Below are 15,711 nucleotides of genomic sequence, written 5' to 3' on the forward strand. Positions count from 1 at the left end.
ACGGTGCCGACCGGTCAGGACGGCGAGGCGGTAGCGGTGGGGGTCGGGGCGGTCGGGGTCATCGGGGCCATGCCGGGCACGGGGAGGGTCAGGCAGGCGATGCGGGCGCCCGCCGTGCCCGCCTTGCCGGGCTCCGTCTTCGTCTTCTCGGCGTGCAGGATGATCGAGCGCGGGGCGTCCGTGAAGCGCCACGGCGCCGTCGCCGTCACCGCGCCGCCGCCGGCGGTGTCCGTGGTGACGTCCAGCCACACCTCGTTGGTCGGGTTGGCGAAGCTCGGGTCGACCGACGGCGGCGAGGCCGACGCCTTCGGGTCCGGCGTGTGCTGGAGGTGCGGGCCGGCGTCGGTGCCCTGCATGCCGCAGGGCGCGGTGTGCACGTGCGCCCCGTACGGCCGGCTCGGCTTCAGGCCGGCGACCGTGAGCGTCACCGACAGGCCGGTCCCGGACGGCGCCAGGGCGGCCGACAGCGTCGCGCCGACCGGCGCGAGCGTCGGGTCGTAGGTCACCGCGGTCGCGCCCGCGGCGGGCGTGGCGAGCGTGCCGGTGATCGTCGTCGGCGACGGCTCGGGGGACGCGGACGGGCTCGACGCGCTCGGCGTCGCCGCCGGGTCGTCCGCCGGGTCGCCGGCGCATCCGGCGAGCGCGGGGATGGCCAGCAGCATCAGCGCGGCGGTACGGCGCATCGGGGTTCCTCCTCGGGTTCGGCCACTGTGGATTGTCACGGGTGGGTGGTCGGTGGGGTTCACTCGTTGACGATATGCATGGCGGCCTCCTCCGCGCTGGCCGCACCGCCGGCCGGGCCGGCGTCGCTGGCCACCGCGGCGGCCTCGTCGTCCAGCCCGCTGCCGCCGTCGGGGGCGACGAGCCGGCCGACCGGCGGGGCGTCGCGGCCGTCCAGCGGCCGGTCGTACATCGACACCTTGTCCCGCGGGTCGTACCGGGGGTCGGGGTCGAGCACGTCGGCGTCCGGGTTCTGCTCGTCGGACCAGTGCCGGTCCGGGTCGGTCAGCCGGACGTCCGGCTGCTCCCGGGCGAGCCGCTCGTCCAGCGGGGCGCGGCGGGCGCTCTCGGCGGCGGTGGTGCCGTACGCGTCCAGCCCGAGCGGGCGGTCCACCGGCAGCGTGGCCGGGTCGCGGCCGTCGGCCTCCCGCCCCGAGTGCCGCTCGTCGGCGGCGATGGAGTCGTGGTCGGCGGTGTCGGGCAGCCCGTCCGCGGCGGGCTCGCTGACCAGGTGCGGAAAGTCGTCGGTGCGCATATCCGGGGCCTTACCCGCCCCGCCCGGCCGCCAACCCGCTCGCGGCCGGGCGGCGCGGGCTCAGCGGTCCCGGTCGGTGGCGAAGGCGGCCAGGGCGAGCAGCCGGGCCGCGGCGGGGGCCGGCAGGTCGGCGTCGCGCAGGATGCCGGCGCACTCGGCGAGCAGGCCGTCGGCGTACCGGTGGGCCCAGTCCCGGCCGCCCGCGGCCCCGACCAGCTCGGCCGCCCGGGCCACCCGGTCGGCGTCCAGCGGGTCGGCGCCCTTGTACAGCCCGGCCAGCTCGTCCCCGGCCGGCGTGCCCGATTCGAGCGCGGCCACCACGGGCAGCGACTTCTTCCGGGCGCGCAGGTCGGCGTGCACGGGCTTGCCCGTGCGGGCCGGGTCGCCCCAGATGCCGAGCAGGTCGTCGGCGACCTGGAAGGCCAGCCCGAGCCGCCGGCCGAACTCCACGAACCCGGCCACCCGGTCCGCGCCGGCGCCGGCCGACCAGGCGCCGAGGCCGCAGGCGTACCCGAGCAGCGCCCCGGTCTTCGCCTCGGCCATGGCCAGGCACTCGTCCAGGGTGACGTTGCTGCGCTGCTCGAACGCCAGGTCCTCGTACTGCCCGGCGATCAGCTCCTGGACGGCGAGCCCGAGCAGCCGGATCCCGTCGTAGCTCGGGGTGGCCCGGGTCCCCGCGGCCAGCGCCCCGTACGCGAGGGCGAGCAGCGAGTCCCCGGCCAGGATGGCCGGCGACTCGCCGAACACCGTCCAGGCGGTCGGCCGGTGCCGGCGGGTGGCGTCCCGGTCCATCACGTCGTCGTGCAGCAGGGAGAAGTTGTGCACCAGCTCGACGGCGACCGCCGCCGGTACGGCCGACCGGGCCACGCCGCTCACGGCCTCGGCGGCGAGCAGTGCGAGCGCCGGCCGCAGCGCCTTGCCGCCGCTCTCGGCCCGGGCCCGGCCGGACGGCTCCCACCAGCCGAAGTGGTAGCCGCAGATGTGCCGGATGCTCTCCGGGAGGGTGTCGACCGCCTCGCGCAGCGCGGGCTCCACCAGCGCCCGGCTCCAGCGCAGGAGGTCATCGACGGCGATCCGCGCCGGGGTCTGGGTCATGGCCACCTCACTCTACGTGGTCGAGTGGTCCTCGCGCGGGCTCCGCAGCGAGTCCGGGGGGCCGGGCCGCGCACCTGGCGCGACCCGGCCGGATCGGGGCGCGGCCGACCCCCGGCGGGGCGCCGCGGGGGCGCCGCCGCCGGTCGGCCGCGGGTGCCGCTAGTAGTGGCCCAGCTCCACGTCCTCCAGGACGCCGAGCGCGTCCGGGACCAGGACGGCGGCCGAGTAGTAGGCGCTGACCAGGTACGAGATCGTGGCCTGGTCGTCGATGCCCATGAACCGGACCGACAGGCTCGGCTCGTACTCGTCCGGCAGGCCGGTCTGGTGCAGGCCGACGACGCCCTGGTCGTCCTCGCCGGTCCGCATGACCATGATCGAGGTGGTGTGCGTGTCGCTGATCGGGATCTTGTTGCAGGGCAGCAGCGGCACCCCGCGCCAGGCCGGCAGCTTGTGCCCGTGGAAGTCGACCGCGTCCGGGTACAGGCCGCGCCGGCTGCACTCCCGCCCGAACGCCGCGATCGCCCGCGGGTGGGCCAGGAAGAACTGCGACTTGCGCCGGCGGGACAGGATCTCGTCCAGGTCGTCCGGGGTGGGCGGGCCGGACCGGGTGTGGATCCGCTGCTTCAGGTCGGCGTTGTGCAGCAGGCCGAACTCCCGGTTGTTGACCAGCTCGTGCTCCTGCCGCTCCTTGAGCGCCTCGATGGTCAGCCGGAGCTGCTGCTCCACCTGGTTCATCGGCTTGCTGTACAGGTCGGCGACCCGGCTGTGCACCCGCAGCACGGTCTGCGCGACGGACAGCTCGTACTCCCGCGGCGCCGCCTCGTAGTCGACGAACGTCTCCGGCAGCCGGGGCTCGCCGTCGTGGCCCGCGGCGATCTCGATCGCCGCCTCGCCGTGCTTGTTCTGCGGCTTGCCGGCCAGCTCCCGGACGTGGTCCAGGTGCGCCCGCAGCGAGTCGGAGCGGGCGACCAGCTCCAGGTACTCGTCCCGGCGGATGCGCAGCAGCGTGCACCGGGTGGCCGCGACGTAGGTGGCGTCCCACAGCGCGTCCTCGTCGGTCAGCGACTCGTCGCCGAAGTAGTCGCCGTCGGCGAGGACGGCCAGCACCGCCTCGTCGTCGTACTGCCCGGCCCGGACCTTGTTGACCTTGCCGTGGGCGAGCAGGTACAGGTCGTCGCTGTCGGCGCCGGCGGTGGCGACGACGTCGCCGGGGCCGTACTCGTGCTGGGTGAACCGGTCGGCCATCGCGGACAGGACGTCCTCGTCGGCGTACCCGCGCAGGGCCGGCAGCTCGGTCAGCTCGGGCGGGACGACCCGGACCGTGGCGCCGGTGTTGGTGAAGCTGATCCGGCCGTCGCCGATCGCGTAGCTGAGCCGCCGGTTCACCCGGTACGACCCGCCGGAGACCTGGACCCACGGCAGGACCTTCAGCAGCCACCGCGAGGTGATCTCCTGCATCTGCGGAACGGTCTTCGTGGTCGTCGCCAGGTTGCGGGCGGCGGCGGTGCTGAGGCTGCGCTGGCGCTGCTGCGGGGTGGTCGCCGCGCTGGTGTCGGGGGTGTCCTGGTTCGGCATATCTATCCCACCAATCGCTGAGATGAAATGTCCCGATTGCCCCTTCATCTGATCAGTCCGCCGACACCGGCACCACTCCCCGAACGGTCTCTACTCGGGACGGTGACCACCCTTGCCGCCGCCCGGTCGCCCGGGGCATGGCGCCCGTCCGGCCTCCCCCGACCGGGTCACGGCGAAACCTCCGCCAGCGCGGTGCGGAACGCGTCCGGGGTCACCGCGAGCCCCCGGCTGAACGGGTACTCCACCTGGTACAGCACGAACAGCAGCACCGCGAGCATCGCCCCGACCGTGGCCATCATCAGGCCGTTCGGGAACGTCCGGTCCAGCCCGAACAGGTACAGGAACGCCACGCTCACCAGGCTGCCCAGCAGCAGGATCAGCCACAGTGGACCGGGCAGCCCCTCGCCCGCCGCGGCGATCCGGTCCCGCCGGGCGGCCGCCGCGTCGGCCAGCTTCGCCAGCACGGCCTCCCGGGCGTCGGCGTACGGCTCCTTGTCCACCAGCGCGTCCTCGGCCCGCAGCCGCAGCGCCACGAACGCCTGCTCCGCCCGCGGGTGCGCCGCCCGGTCCCGGCGCAGCGTCGCCCACTCCTCGTGCACCACCTCGGCCAGGTACGCCCGGGCCAGCGTCTGCACCTCGTCCACGTCGTTCGGGTTCAGGTGCCGGGCCTCCCAGTGCGCGTCGATCAGGTCGGCGGCCTCCCGCTTGCTCGCGGCGTCGGCGGCGGTGCGCGGCTCCCAGATCGCGATGGCGGCGATGGCGATGAGGATCGCGTACACCATGCCGATCGTCGCGTACAGCGCGCTCGCCGCGTCGGCGTCGGCGATCAGCCAGCGGTCGGGCACGTACCGGGACACCAGGACGAACCCGGCGGCCGAGAGCGCGGCGGCGCCGAGCACCACCAGGAACCCGGCGGTCGTGGCGGACATGTTGCCTCCCGTGGGTCGTCGTCAGCGCCCCGGCCGCCCCGCCACCCGGGCGGCGGCGACGACGGCGGGCACGATCAATCCGGCGAAGAACGTCCAGGTCAGCGGCAGCCGCCGGGTCGGCGCGGGGGGTGCGGCCGGGGGCGGCTCCCCGGCGTACCGGGGCGGGGGTGGGGTGGTCGGGCGCGGGGTGGGCGGGGGTGTGCGGCGGGGTGCCGGGGGAGTGGTCCTCGCTGCCGGTATCGGTGCCGCTGTCGTGGGTGGGGGTGGCGGCGCTGACGGCGGCGGTGGTGTCGTGGCCGCTGGCGTCGGGGCTGCCGGTGTCGTGGGCGGGGGTGTCGTCGGGGGCGGTGTCGTGGGCGGTGGTGGCGGGGTGGTGGGTGGGGGTGTCGTGGGTGGCGGGGTGGTCGGGGCCGACGTGGTGGGCGGGGGGTGGCGGACCGGGAGGTGGTGGTCCTCGACCTCGCCGCGCTCGACCGCGCCGGTGGGTGCCGGGTCGGGGACCGTGTCGGCGTACAGGCGCAGGCGCAGCCAGGCCCGGGCCCCGCTGACCGGGCGGTCCCAGCGCAGCGTGGCGGCGGCGGCGCCGGGCGGGACGGCGGCGGTGGCCCGGCGGTCGAACCGCCCGTCGCCGTCGGTGTCCAGCCACCCGGCGAGCGTGGCGGGCCCGTCCGGGGTGACGGGGACGGTGATGGCGGGCGCGAGCGCGTCCAACTCCGCCGCGGGGGTGGTCGGGCGGGCGTCGTCGGTGTCGGTCGGGCGGGCGTCCGGCTCGGCGTCGACCGCCGCGCCGAGCCGCGGCGCCGGGCCCGCCAGCAGCCGGTGCCGCGGGCCGTCCGACCCGGCGCGGCTCGGGTACGGCGGCGGCGCGTCCCCGAAGTCGTACCGCGGCGGGCAGGCGGCCGCGTCGCTGCCCGCCGCCGGCGCGTCGGCGCCGACCCGCCGGGCCGCCGCCGGGTCGCGCAGCGGGACGGCGAAGTGCCCGCCCGAGGCGTGGTGGGTGACGTACAGCGTGTCGCCGTCGACCGCCGCCGCCCCGTACGAGCCGCGCGCCGGCAGCGCCCCCGGCAGCCGCGCGAGGACGGTCACCACGCCGGTCGGGCCCACCCGCACCAGCCGGGCCGAACCGCGGCCGGGCGCCACCCCGACCAGCGCGCCGCCGCCGACGGCGTCCCAGTCGCCGAGGTCCGGGCGGGCGGTCATCGGGATCCGGGCGGCCCGCAGGTACGCGCGGCTGCCCGGCCGGATGTCCACGCTCCACATCGCCCCGTCGTTCGCGGTGAGCACCCAGCGCCCGCCGACCACGGCCGCGGCGTACGCCCGGGCGATCCCGGCCGGCGGCCGGGCGCTGCCGCGCAGCCGGCCGGCGGTGTCCATGATCACCACGCGGACGGGGCCGGGGGGCTGGGTGAGGCCGTACAGCAGCCGCTGGTCCGCCGCGTACCCGAGGGCGTTGACCCGGCGCGGCAGCGTGGCGACGGCCTCGGGCCGGCCGGGCTCGGTCACCCGCGCGAGCCGCCGGTCCCGCACGAGCAGGTACCGCGCCCGACACTCACCCGACCCCGACCCGCCCGGTCCCGTGGATTCGCTGGGCTCGGCCCGTCCGGTCGCGCCCGCCGGCCCGACGGGCGCGGCGGTCGGCGCGGTGGCGGGCGCGGCGGGTGGCGGGGTGGCCGCGGCCGGTGCCGGGGGCGGGGGGCCCACCGCGAGCACGCCCGCAGCCAGCGCTACCACGCCCCGACGGACCATTCCGCGTGTCCGGGGCACAAAAACGACGCTAGGGGACGAAGTGCGTCCGCCGCAATGGGCGTCACCCGCCCCCGGGAGGCGTGCGCCGCCGCCGCGCGGGTAGCCAGACGACATGCCCCGCCGCGTACCGCATGCCCTCGACGAGTCGCATGCCCGACGAGAGGAGCCCCGATGACCACGCAGCACCGCCGGCTGGCGGACAAGGATCTCATCGACGTCCTGCTGTCGGACCACCACGACGCCGAGGTGCTGTTCCGCCGGATCGAGTCGCCGGAGGCCAGCCCCGCCGAGCAGCGCGACCTGATGGACGTGGCGATCGCCGGGCTGGTCCGGCACGCGGTCGCCGAGGAGGAGTACCTGTACCCGACCGTCCGCGAGGTCCTCGACGACGGCGACGCCATCGCCGACCGCGAGCTGGCCGACCACGCCGAGGCCGAGCAGCTCATGAAGACCCTGGAGGCGCTGGACCCGGAGGACCCCCGGTACATCGCGCTGTCCCGGCAGCTCATCGGCCTGATCCGGCACCACATCCGGGACGAGGAGGCGATGCTGTTCCCGGCCCTGCGCGGCGCCTGCAGCGAGACCACCCTGCAGCGGCTGGCCGGCATGGCCGAGATGGCGATGGGCAGCGCGCCCACCCGCCCGCACCCGGCCGCCCCGGACACCCCGCCCTGGAACATGCTCTTCGCCCCCGGCCTGGGCATGGTCGACCGGCTCCGGGACGCGATGAGCGGCCGGCGCACCCACCCCGACGACATCTAGGGCCTGTTTACCGAACCGCCCGGGGGGAATGGTGGGGACGAAAGCGGAAGGGAGCACCCGATGGCACTGCTCGCCGACACCGAGCGGCGGCTCGACCCCGAGTCCACCGCCAGCCTGATCCAGCGGGCCACCGAACAGGTGAGCACGCTCGTTCGTGACGAACTCGCGCTCGCCAAGCTGGAACTGGCCGAGAAGGGCAAGCGCGCCGGGCTCGGCGCGGGCCTGTTCGCCGGCGCCGGCGTGCTGGCGCTGTACGGCGTCGCGGGCCTGTGCACGGCCGCCACCTTCGGGCTGGTCGCCGCCGGTCTGCCCGCCTGGCTCGCCGCGCTCATCGTCGGCGGCGCGCTGCTGCTGCTCGCCGGCGTGGCCTTGCTGATCGGCCGGGCACAGCTCCGCCGGGCGGCGCCGCCGGTGCCCACCGGCGTGCTGGCCGGCGTCCGGGCCGACATCGACACCGTCACCGACGCGTTCAAGGGGCACCCGTGACCCGCGCCGCGGCGCCCACCGCCGCGGAGCTGCGCGCCGAGATCGACCGGACCCGGGCCGAGCTGGGCGAGACGGCCCGGGCGCTGGCCGCCAAGGCCGACGTCCGGACCCGGCTGGGCGCCGCCGTCCGGACCAAGCGCCGGGAGCTGACCGACCGCGTCGCCGCCACGTTCGGCGACGGCACCGACCCGGCGGCCCCGGCCGCCGGGCTGCGCCGGTACTGGTGGCTCATCCCCGCGGGCGCGGCCGCCGCCGCCCTGGTCGGGGTCCTCGTCAAGCGGCGGGGGTGGTGAATGTGGCCTGGCAGAAGTGGGCGTACAAGCCCGTCGGGATCGCGGCCGGCGCGGGCGCCGGCCTGCTCTCCGGCATCCTGGTCAAGCAGGTGTGGAAGCTCGTCGCCGGCGAGCCGACCCCGCCCGACGCCCGGGACGAGAACTACGGCTGGGGCTCGGTCCTGGCCGCCGCCGCGCTCCAGGGCGCGGTGTTCGCGGTGGTGAAGGCCGCGGTCGACCGCGGCGGCGCCGTCAGCGTCCGCCGGCTCACCGGCCGCTGGCCGGACTGACCCGCCGCTCGCGCTCGCCGGCCCGGCCGCGCGGCCCGTCCCCGCGGCCGCGCGGCCCGTCCCGGTCCGGGCGGCCGCCGTCGTCCGGCAGCGCGGCCAGCCGGAAGCGGTGCCGCAGCCGCGGGAGCAGCCGTTCGTACGCCGTGACCGTCCACGGCTTCAGCATGTCGTGGCTCAGCACGATCGACCCCGGCCGCACGCCCTCGCGGACCAGCCGGACCATGTGCGCGACCATCCCCGCCCCGGTCCCGTACGTGCCGCTGGCGTAGCTCTGGTCGTCCACGTCCCAGAAGATCGGGGTCATCCCGAGCCGCTCGGCGACCCGGTTGACGTTGGGGTTGAAGTTGCCGTACGGCGCCCGGAACCAGCGCACCGGCGCCCCCGGTGCCGCCCGGCGGATCGCGGTGCTCGTCCGGTGCAGGTCGGCCCGGATCGCGTCGTCGCTCTCCCGGAACAGCGTCTGCTTGTGCTGCCACGAGTGGTTGCACAGGGTGTGCCCCTCGGCGGCGATCCGCGCCACCACCGCCGGGTGCTGGACCACCCGGCTGCCGACCAGGCAGAACGTCGCCCGGACCCGGTTGCGGCGCAGCACGTCCAGCAGGCGCGGGGTGTTCACCGGGTCCGGCCCGTCGTCGAAGGTCAGCGCGACCGCCCGTCCCCCCGTACCCCGCCACGCCCCCGCCGGGCCCGGCGCCGTCACGGCCGGGCGGCGGCCCGCCAGCGCGTCCACCATCGCCCACTCGGCGACCAGGCCGGGCGCGGTGTGCGGCGGGATGGCCCGGGTCGGCCGCGGCCCCGGCGCCGGGGCGCGGCCCGCCGCGCCGGTCGGCCGGGCCGTCGGCGCCGGCCGCGGGCCCGCCGGCTCCGTGGGCGCCGGGGCGGCCGACGTCGGCGCCGGCCCGCCGGACCGGGCGGGGATCAGCCGGCCGCTGCCGGACTCCGCGCCGGTCGAGCCGCGGGCGCACCCGCCGGTCGCGACCAGCGCCGCACCGACCACCATCGACAGCGCCGCCCGGCGCACCCGTCCGCACACGCCGGCCAGGGTAGCCCGCGCGGCGCCGGGGCGCGGCCCGCACACCGCCGGCGCATCGGCCGTCACCCATGCGAGCGCCGACCGCGGTCCGGGGTACCGCGGTCGGGTTCCCGGTGCGCACGTTGCCGGGCCCCTGCCACCTGCGTCCGGCCGCACGGGCACACCCGGGCCCGCCCGGCTCTGACGCCGCCCACGGCTGCCCCGGAGGCGCCGGATCCGCTCCCGTCCCCGCCCGTCCCGGGCCTCAGGCGTCGTCGAGCGGGGCCCGGGGGCGCGGCGGGAGGTGGTGCGGGCGGTCCGAGGAGAGCACGCCGTGCGGCGACGTCGGATGCGGGTCGGCGAACGGGTCGAACTCCGCCGGCAGCGGGTCGGTCAGCCAGGCCGACGGGGACTCCGGCGGCGGCGCGTCCGGCCACTGTGGCGGGCCGCCGGCCGCGCCCCGCCCGCCGCCCCGGCCGGACCGCTCCGCCCGCGCCGCCGGGCGCTCGGCCGCGGTCCGCTGTTCGGCGGCGGGTCGCTGTTCGGCCGCGGTCCGCTGTTCGGCGGCGGGTCGTCGCTCGGCCGGCGGTTCGGCGCCCGGTCGGGGCGCGGGCCGGGGCGGCCGACCGGCCGTCGGGCGGGAGGTCGGCGTCGCGCCCGGCGGGATCGCGGGGTCCGGGCCGCGCCGGCCGCCGCGCTCCGGGCGGCCGGGTGCGGCCGACTCGCTGTGCGGCGCCGGGTGCGGGGCCGCGCCCGGCTGCTCCGGGCGGTCGCCGCGGCGGGGCAGCGGCGGCGCGGCGTCGGCCGGGTCCGGCTCGGCGCGGCGCCGGCCGCGGCGCGGCCGGGCGGCCGCGGGGTCGCCGTCGCGCAGCGCCGCGGTGAGCCGGGCGCCCAGCCGGGACCACGCCGGTACGTCGTCGCCACCCGCCTCGGACCGGCGCCCGCGCCGGCCGCCGTCGGCCGCCCGGTCGGCCCGCTGCCGGTCGGCCGCCCGGCTGGACCGGCGGGCCGGCAGGGTGAGCTGGTCGGGGTCGGTGGCGTCCGGATCGAACACGGTCCCGATCGTCCCGGCCGGACTGTCCAGCGGGGAGCCCGGACCGTCCGGGCGCCCGTCGGCACCGCGCCCGGTACGGGAATCGGCACCGGGTACGGACCCGGCGTCGGTCCCGGGGGCGGGGCGGGCGTCGAGCGCGTGGGCCGGGCGGGTGTCGGCGCCGGGCCGGCCGGCGGTGGCGGCGTCCCGGGTGGAGCGTCCGCGCGCGTCGCGGGTGGGCAGCGCGTCGGCCGTCCGCGCGCCGAGCGCCGCCGTGGCCCCGGCGCGCGAGCCGGCGCCGAGCGCGGCCAGGTCGGCCCCGAGCGAGCGGCCCGCGGCGGCCCCGGCGCGCTCCGGCGCGTCCCCGGCGGGGCGACCGCCGGGCACGACCCGCAGCCCGCCGGGCGCGGCGGTCCGGTCGGGCGCGGTCGCGGGGTCGGCCGGGGTGGCCGCCGCGTCGTCGGTCGCGGCGGCGGGCTCGGGGCGGCGCCAGCGGGCGGGTCGGGCCACGCTGGCCAGCAGGCCGATGGCGACGATGAGCAGGGTGCCGTTGTTGACCGGCATCGCCATCGGGACGACCGTACCGTCCACCGTGATCGCCCCCAGCGCGCGCTGCACGGCGAACGGCGAGATGAACAGCGCCACATTGGCCGGCAGCAGCAGCGCGCCGGCGGTCAGCGGGATGGCGACCGGTATCCGCGGCAGCGCCAGCACCGCGGCCCCGACCGCGGCGAGCAGCAGGAGGGCGGTCGGGCCGAGCAGGTGGGCGGTGTGGAAGTCGGGCATCCGCTGCCAGCGGTCGAGCGTCCCGACCGACCAGCGCTGCGCGACCGCGACCAGCAGCCAGATCCCCAGCGCGGCCCCGAGGCCGATCAGCGGGTTCTTCAGATGTCGCATGAGGCGACACCGTACCGCTGCCCGGTCACCCGCGGCATCCCGATCGCAGTACCCGCACATTCCCGCCGCTCACGGGAGTCGATGCGTGACCCGCTCCGCGGCCGCCCGCCGGCCGCCGTCGTCGGCCACCGGTCCGGCGCACAGCACCACGCTCGCGCCGGCGGCGAGGGGGGCGAGCAGCCAGTCCCGGGGGTCCGGGTACCGGGCCGCGTCGACCAGGACCCGGGCCCCCGCGGCGATGCCCAGCGCGGCGGCCCGCTCGCGGGCTGCGGCGCAGGTCGCGGCGTGGTCGGCGCCGTCCAGCGCGGGCGCCGCGGGGTCGACCGGCGGGCCGGCGAAGTGGTCGCCCTGCTGCCGTACCGCGGCGACGTAGTCGGTGAGTCCGGCGGGGACCGCCCGCATCGGCAGGCCGAGCGGCGCCAGGCCGAGGACGTACCGGTCCGGGGCGGCCGGCTCGGCGTCCGGGGCGGTGGCGGGCGTACCGAAGATCACGTCCGCGCCCGGGCCGCCCACGGCCAGGCCAGCCGACCAGCAGCCCAGCAGGACGGCGGCGGTTTGCCAATGTGGGGGCAGCGCCACGGCCGCGCGGTCGCCGGCGCCGAGGCCGCACTCGTCGACGAGCAGGTTCGCGGTTTTTGCGCGCCAATTGTCCAGCGTGGTCCCGGACAGCTCGACCCGCTCGCCGGTGGCGTCGTCGTACCAGGTCAGGACGGGCAGCGCCGGGTCCCCGGCGAGGACCCGGCCGAAGAGTAAATCTACTGATTCAGGACTTTTCATCGCAAAACCCGTCGTAGAGTGTGGCCCGTTCACCGCTGTCCAGGGGTGTGGGGGAACCGGATGCGGACGAAGCGACCTTACCGATGGAGCGAGCCGGCCCGGCCGCGCGCCGCCGGCCACCGGATCGCCGTCTGGACGATGGTCCCGACCGCGCTGCTCGGCGCCGGCGTCGTGGCGGGGCTCGGGGCGCCGGCGACCCCGCGGTACGGCATGGTCCGCACGCCCGAGGGCACGCCCGCCGCGCCGGACCGCCCGGCCGGCGCCGTCCGGCTCGCGCTGGGCGACTTCGCCCGGCCCGCGGCCGGCGCGCGCAGCCTGCGGACGCTGCCGCCCGGCGCGCGGCTCAGCCCCGAGGCCGAGCCGCCCGCCGGCACCGCGGCCGCGCCGCGGACCCTGACGGTGCGCCGCGACCGGACCGCGGGGTTCGCCGCGCTCGGCGTCACCTGGCGCGCGGGCGCCCCGGCGACGGTGTCGGTCGCCGCCCGGGTGCGGCGGGCCGGCGGCTGGACGGGCTGGCGCAGCGTCGCCACCGGCGAGGCGGGCCGCGACGGCGGCGGCGCGGCGGTGCGCGACGGCGCGGAGATGCAGTGGTGGGGACCGTCGACGGGCGTGGAACTGGCGGTGACCGCCCTCGGCCCGGTGACCCCCCGCGACGTCACGGTCGACCTGATCGACCCGGGCCGCCGCGCCGCCGACGCGGCAGCAACCACCCCCGACCCCCTCCCGCCCACCATCCCCGCCGCCGCTGGCGGTACGGCCGCCGGTGACCTCGCGGCGGGCCGGCGGGACGGGCGTGGGTTGCGGCTTGTTGCGACGCAGGTGGCGCCGTACCTGCGGCCGCGCGTGCCCATGCCGACCGTCCGGCGGCGCTCCGCCTGGGGCGCCGACCCGCGCAAGATGAGCTGGACGCCCGAGCTGCTCCCCGCCGTCAGGGCCGGCGCCATCCACCACACCGCGACCGCCAACGGCTACACCCCCGGCCAGGTACCGGCGATCCTGCGCTCGATCTACCACTTCCACGCGGTCAGCCGCGGCTGGGGCGACATCGGGTACAACGTGCTCGTGGACCGGTTCGGCCGGCTCTGGGAGGGCCGCACCGGCGGCCTGGCGGCGTCGGTGATCGGCGGCCACACGGGCGGCTTCAACTCGTACGTCGAGGGCGTCTCCATGATCGGTACGTTCAGCAGCGTCGCCGTCGGCCGCCCGGTCATCGAGTCGATCTCGCAGTACCTGGCGTGGAAATTCACGATCGGTCCGAACTTCGACCCGCGCGGCCGGGTCCGCCTCGTCGGCGGGGGCTTCTCCTCGCGCTGGCCGCCGGGCACCGCGATCACCGTCCCGCGGATCTTCCCGCACCGGCAGACGAACAAGACCGAGTGCCCCGGCAACCGCGGGGTGGCCGCGCTGCCGGCGATCCGCACCCGGACCGCGTCGATCATGGGCGTCTGGGCGAACCCGCTGCGCACCCGGGCCCGGGTGAGCGTGTTCCGGCCGTCGACCGGCGAGTGGTTCGTCCGCGGGATCACCGGTCCGCTGGTCCGCGGGGCGGTGGGGTACACGCCGGTACCGGCCGACTACGACGGCGACGGCACCACCGACCTGGCGGTGTACAAGCCGGCCACCCGGACCTGGCTGATCTGGCAGAGCCGCAGCCGCACGCTGCGCCGGGTGATCCTCGGCGGGGTCGGCCAGCTCCCGGCGCCGGCCGACGTCAACGGCGACGGGGTCACCGAGCCGATGGTGTTCGCGCCGCGCACCGGGATGTGGCGCCGGGTCGGCGCCGCGCCGGTCCGCTGGGGCGGCGCCGCCGACGACGTGCCGGTACCCGCCGACTACACCGGCGACGGGCGGGCCGACCTGGCGGTGTTCCGGCCGGGCAGCCGCACCTGGTACGTCGCCCGGGGCGCCGGGGTGGCCTTCGGCACGGTCGGCGACCGGCCGGCGCCGGCCGACTACAACGGCGACGGCCGGGTCGACTTCGGCGCCTGGACGCCGGCCACCGATCGGGTGAAGCTGCGGGTCACGCCGGCCCGCGAGCTGGTCCTGCCGGCCGGCGACACCCCGCTGTGGGGGCAGTACAACGGCGACCTCATCGCCGACCCGCTGTCCTGGGGCGTGCACGCGGGGGCGGCCCGATTCCAATACCGGAATCGATTCTCGTGGCCGTACGGGCGCCGGCACGACATTCCCCTGGCGCTGGTGTGAACGGCCGGCGAAGCCCGCGGGGAAACCCGGCGGCCGGGCGCCATCGGGGTCGCATCGGTCGACGTACGGGGGCGTAACCTGGGTGTGCGGGTGTGACGTTTCGCACGCCCCACCCGCGCATCACCCGGACCGAGCACCCCGCCGGCGCGGGCCCCGGCCCGCCCCGACACCCGCCCGTACGTCAGCAGGAGCCGCCCCGTGACCCCTGGCCAACCGCCCCGCGTTCTCGTCGACGCCACGAGTGTCCCGGCCGACCGAGGCGGCGTCGGCCGGTACGTGGACGGCCTGCTCGGCGCCCTCGGCGCGCTCGACCCGGACGCGGTGAGCCTCACGGTCGTGGCCCAGCGCACCGACGTCGAGCGGTACCTGCGGGTCGTCCCGGACGCCCGGGTGATCGGCGCCCCGGCGGCCGTCGCGCACCGCCCGGCCCGGCTGGCCTGGGAGCAGACGGGCCTGCCGCTGCTGGCCCAGCAGGTCGGCGCCGAGCTGCTGCACTCGCCGTTCTACACCTGCCCGCTGCGCGCGGGCTGCCCGGTGACGGTGACCGTGCACGACGCGACGTTCTTCACCGAGCCGGAGCACTACGACAAGTCGCGGCGGGCGTTCTTCCGCAGCGCGATCAAGACCTCGCTGCGCCGGGCCGCCCGGGTGATCGTGCCGAGCAAGGCCACCCGGGACGAGCTGATCCGGCTGCTGGACGCCGACCCGACCCGGATCGACGTGGCGTACCACGGGGTCGACGCGACCGCGTTCCACCCGCCGTCCGACGCGGAGAAGGCCCGGGTTCGGGCGCGGCTGGGGCTGGGCGGGCAGGCGTACGTGGCGTTCCTCGGGGCGAAGGAGCCGCGCAAGAACGTGCCGAACCTGATCCGCGGCTGGGCCCGCGCGGTCGTCGAGCGGCCCGACCCGCCGGCCCTGGTCGTGGCCGGCGGCACCGGCCACGACGACGAGATCGACCTGGCGGTGGCCGAGGTCCCGGAGCACCTGCGGCTGCTGCGGCCGGGCTACCTGCGGTACGCGGACCTGCCGGGCTTCCTCGGCGGCGCGCTGGTGGCCGCGTACCCGTCGCACGGCGAGGGCTTCGGCCTGCCGGTGCTGGAGGCGATGGCCTGCCGCGCGCCGGTGCTGACCACGCCGCGGCTGTCGCTGCCGGAGGTCGGCGGCGAGGCCGTCGCGTACACCGGGGAGGAGCCCGACCAGATCGCCACCGACCTGGCCGCGCTGCTCGACGACGCGCCGCGGCGGGAGCAGCTCGCCGGGGCGGGGCTGGCCCGGGCGGCGGAGTTCACCTGGGGATCGAGCGCGGACGTGCACCTGACCGCCTGGCGCCGCGCCCTGAACTGACCGCTGCCCCCGCTGGGGTCCGGGCGCAGGTGG

The 15,711-nt window shown here is 77.8% G+C and carries 15 protein-coding genes; 6 read left to right on the forward strand and 9 right to left on the reverse strand.

Annotated elements, in window-relative coordinates:
• Positions 1-14: 14 nt before the first annotated feature.
• From IEY94_RS19375 to IEY94_RS24035, 6 genes are all read right to left on the reverse strand, one after another.
• Positions 15-683, reverse strand: coding sequence for a superoxide dismutase family protein (locus IEY94_RS19375; protein ID WP_189171656.1), 669 nt, complete (start codon positions 681-683; stop codon positions 15-17).
• A gap of 59 nt (positions 684-742) precedes the next feature.
• Positions 743-1,255, reverse strand: coding sequence for a DUF5709 domain-containing protein (locus IEY94_RS19380; RefSeq protein WP_189171657.1), 513 nt, complete (start codon positions 1,253-1,255; stop codon positions 743-745).
• Between the two features lie 60 nt (positions 1,256-1,315).
• Positions 1,316-2,350, reverse strand: coding sequence for a family 2 encapsulin nanocompartment cargo protein polyprenyl transferase (locus tag IEY94_RS19385; RefSeq protein WP_189171658.1), 1,035 nt, complete (start codon positions 2,348-2,350; stop codon positions 1,316-1,318).
• Between the two features lie 159 nt (positions 2,351-2,509).
• Positions 2,510-3,925: a family 2B encapsulin nanocompartment shell protein gene (locus IEY94_RS19390; protein WP_189171659.1), complete on the reverse strand. Its 1,416-nt coding sequence runs from the start codon at positions 3,923-3,925 to the stop codon at positions 2,510-2,512.
• A 167-nt stretch (positions 3,926-4,092) separates the two neighbouring features.
• A complete protein-coding gene (locus IEY94_RS19395; RefSeq protein WP_189171660.1) occupies positions 4,093-4,854 on the reverse strand; it encodes a bestrophin-like domain in 762 nt (253 codons plus the stop codon).
• Positions 4,855-4,875: 21 nt separating this feature from the next.
• Positions 4,876-6,381 carry a GEVED domain-containing protein gene (locus tag IEY94_RS24035; RefSeq protein WP_189171661.1) on the reverse strand — a complete coding sequence of 502 codons (1,506 nt, stop codon included), beginning with the start codon at positions 6,379-6,381 and terminating at the stop codon, positions 4,876-4,878.
• Positions 6,382-6,771: 390 nt separating this feature from the next.
• Between IEY94_RS24035 and IEY94_RS19405 the strand changes: the two genes are divergently transcribed.
• The 4 genes from IEY94_RS19405 to IEY94_RS19420 are packed head-to-tail and all read left to right on the forward strand — an operon-like array spanning position 6,772 to position 8,410.
• Complete coding sequence (locus IEY94_RS19405; protein ID WP_189171662.1) at positions 6,772-7,362, forward strand: hemerythrin domain-containing protein; 591 nt, start codon at positions 6,772-6,774, stop codon at positions 7,360-7,362.
• A 60-nt stretch (positions 7,363-7,422) separates the two neighbouring features.
• Entirely contained in the window at positions 7,423-7,848 is a 426-nt protein-coding gene (locus tag IEY94_RS19410) for a phage holin family protein (protein ID WP_189171663.1), read from the forward strand.
• The gene (locus IEY94_RS19415) at positions 7,845-8,141 is read left to right on the forward strand and encodes a DUF3618 domain-containing protein (RefSeq protein ID WP_189171664.1); all 297 of its coding nucleotides are present in this window, start codon (positions 7,845-7,847) and stop codon (positions 8,139-8,141) included. Before IEY94_RS19410 ends, IEY94_RS19415 begins: the two co-directional genes overlap by 4 nt.
• Before the next feature lie 2 nt (positions 8,142-8,143).
• On the forward strand, positions 8,144-8,410 hold the full coding sequence (locus tag IEY94_RS19420) for a DUF4235 domain-containing protein (protein ID WP_373291328.1): 267 nt from the start codon (positions 8,144-8,146) through the stop codon (positions 8,408-8,410).
• On the opposite strand, the gene IEY94_RS24040 is transcribed toward IEY94_RS19420, so the two are convergent.
• The 3 genes from IEY94_RS24040 to IEY94_RS19435 all read right to left on the reverse strand — a co-directional run bounded on the left by IEY94_RS24040 (position 8,388) and on the right by IEY94_RS19435 (position 12,129).
• Complete coding sequence (locus IEY94_RS24040; RefSeq protein ID WP_268244860.1) at positions 8,388-9,443, reverse strand: polysaccharide deacetylase family protein; 1,056 nt, start codon at positions 9,441-9,443, stop codon at positions 8,388-8,390. The genes IEY94_RS19420 and IEY94_RS24040 overlap by 23 nt on opposite strands.
• Before the next feature lie 244 nt (positions 9,444-9,687).
• Entirely contained in the window at positions 9,688-11,352 is a 1,665-nt protein-coding gene (locus IEY94_RS19430) for a hypothetical protein (protein ID WP_189171665.1), read from the reverse strand.
• A gap of 69 nt (positions 11,353-11,421) precedes the next feature.
• Positions 11,422-12,129 carry a TIGR03089 family protein gene (locus IEY94_RS19435; protein ID WP_189171666.1) on the reverse strand — a complete coding sequence of 236 codons (708 nt, stop codon included), beginning with the start codon at positions 12,127-12,129 and terminating at the stop codon, positions 11,422-11,424.
• A gap of 60 nt (positions 12,130-12,189) precedes the next feature.
• On the opposite strand from IEY94_RS19435, the gene IEY94_RS19440 reads away from it, so the two are divergent.
• Positions 12,190-14,334, forward strand: coding sequence for an N-acetylmuramoyl-L-alanine amidase (locus IEY94_RS19440; protein ID WP_189171667.1), 2,145 nt, complete (start codon positions 12,190-12,192; stop codon positions 14,332-14,334).
• A 198-nt stretch (positions 14,335-14,532) separates the two neighbouring features.
• Positions 14,533-15,678, forward strand: a complete 1,146-nt coding sequence (locus IEY94_RS19445) for a glycosyltransferase family 4 protein (RefSeq protein WP_189171668.1) — start codon at positions 14,533-14,535, stop codon at positions 15,676-15,678.
• Positions 15,679-15,711 lie beyond the last annotated feature (33 nt).

It is taken from the genome of Pilimelia anulata, from assembly GCF_014647895.1.
Taxonomy (GTDB): domain Bacteria; phylum Actinomycetota; class Actinomycetes; order Mycobacteriales; family Micromonosporaceae; genus Pilimelia; species Pilimelia anulata.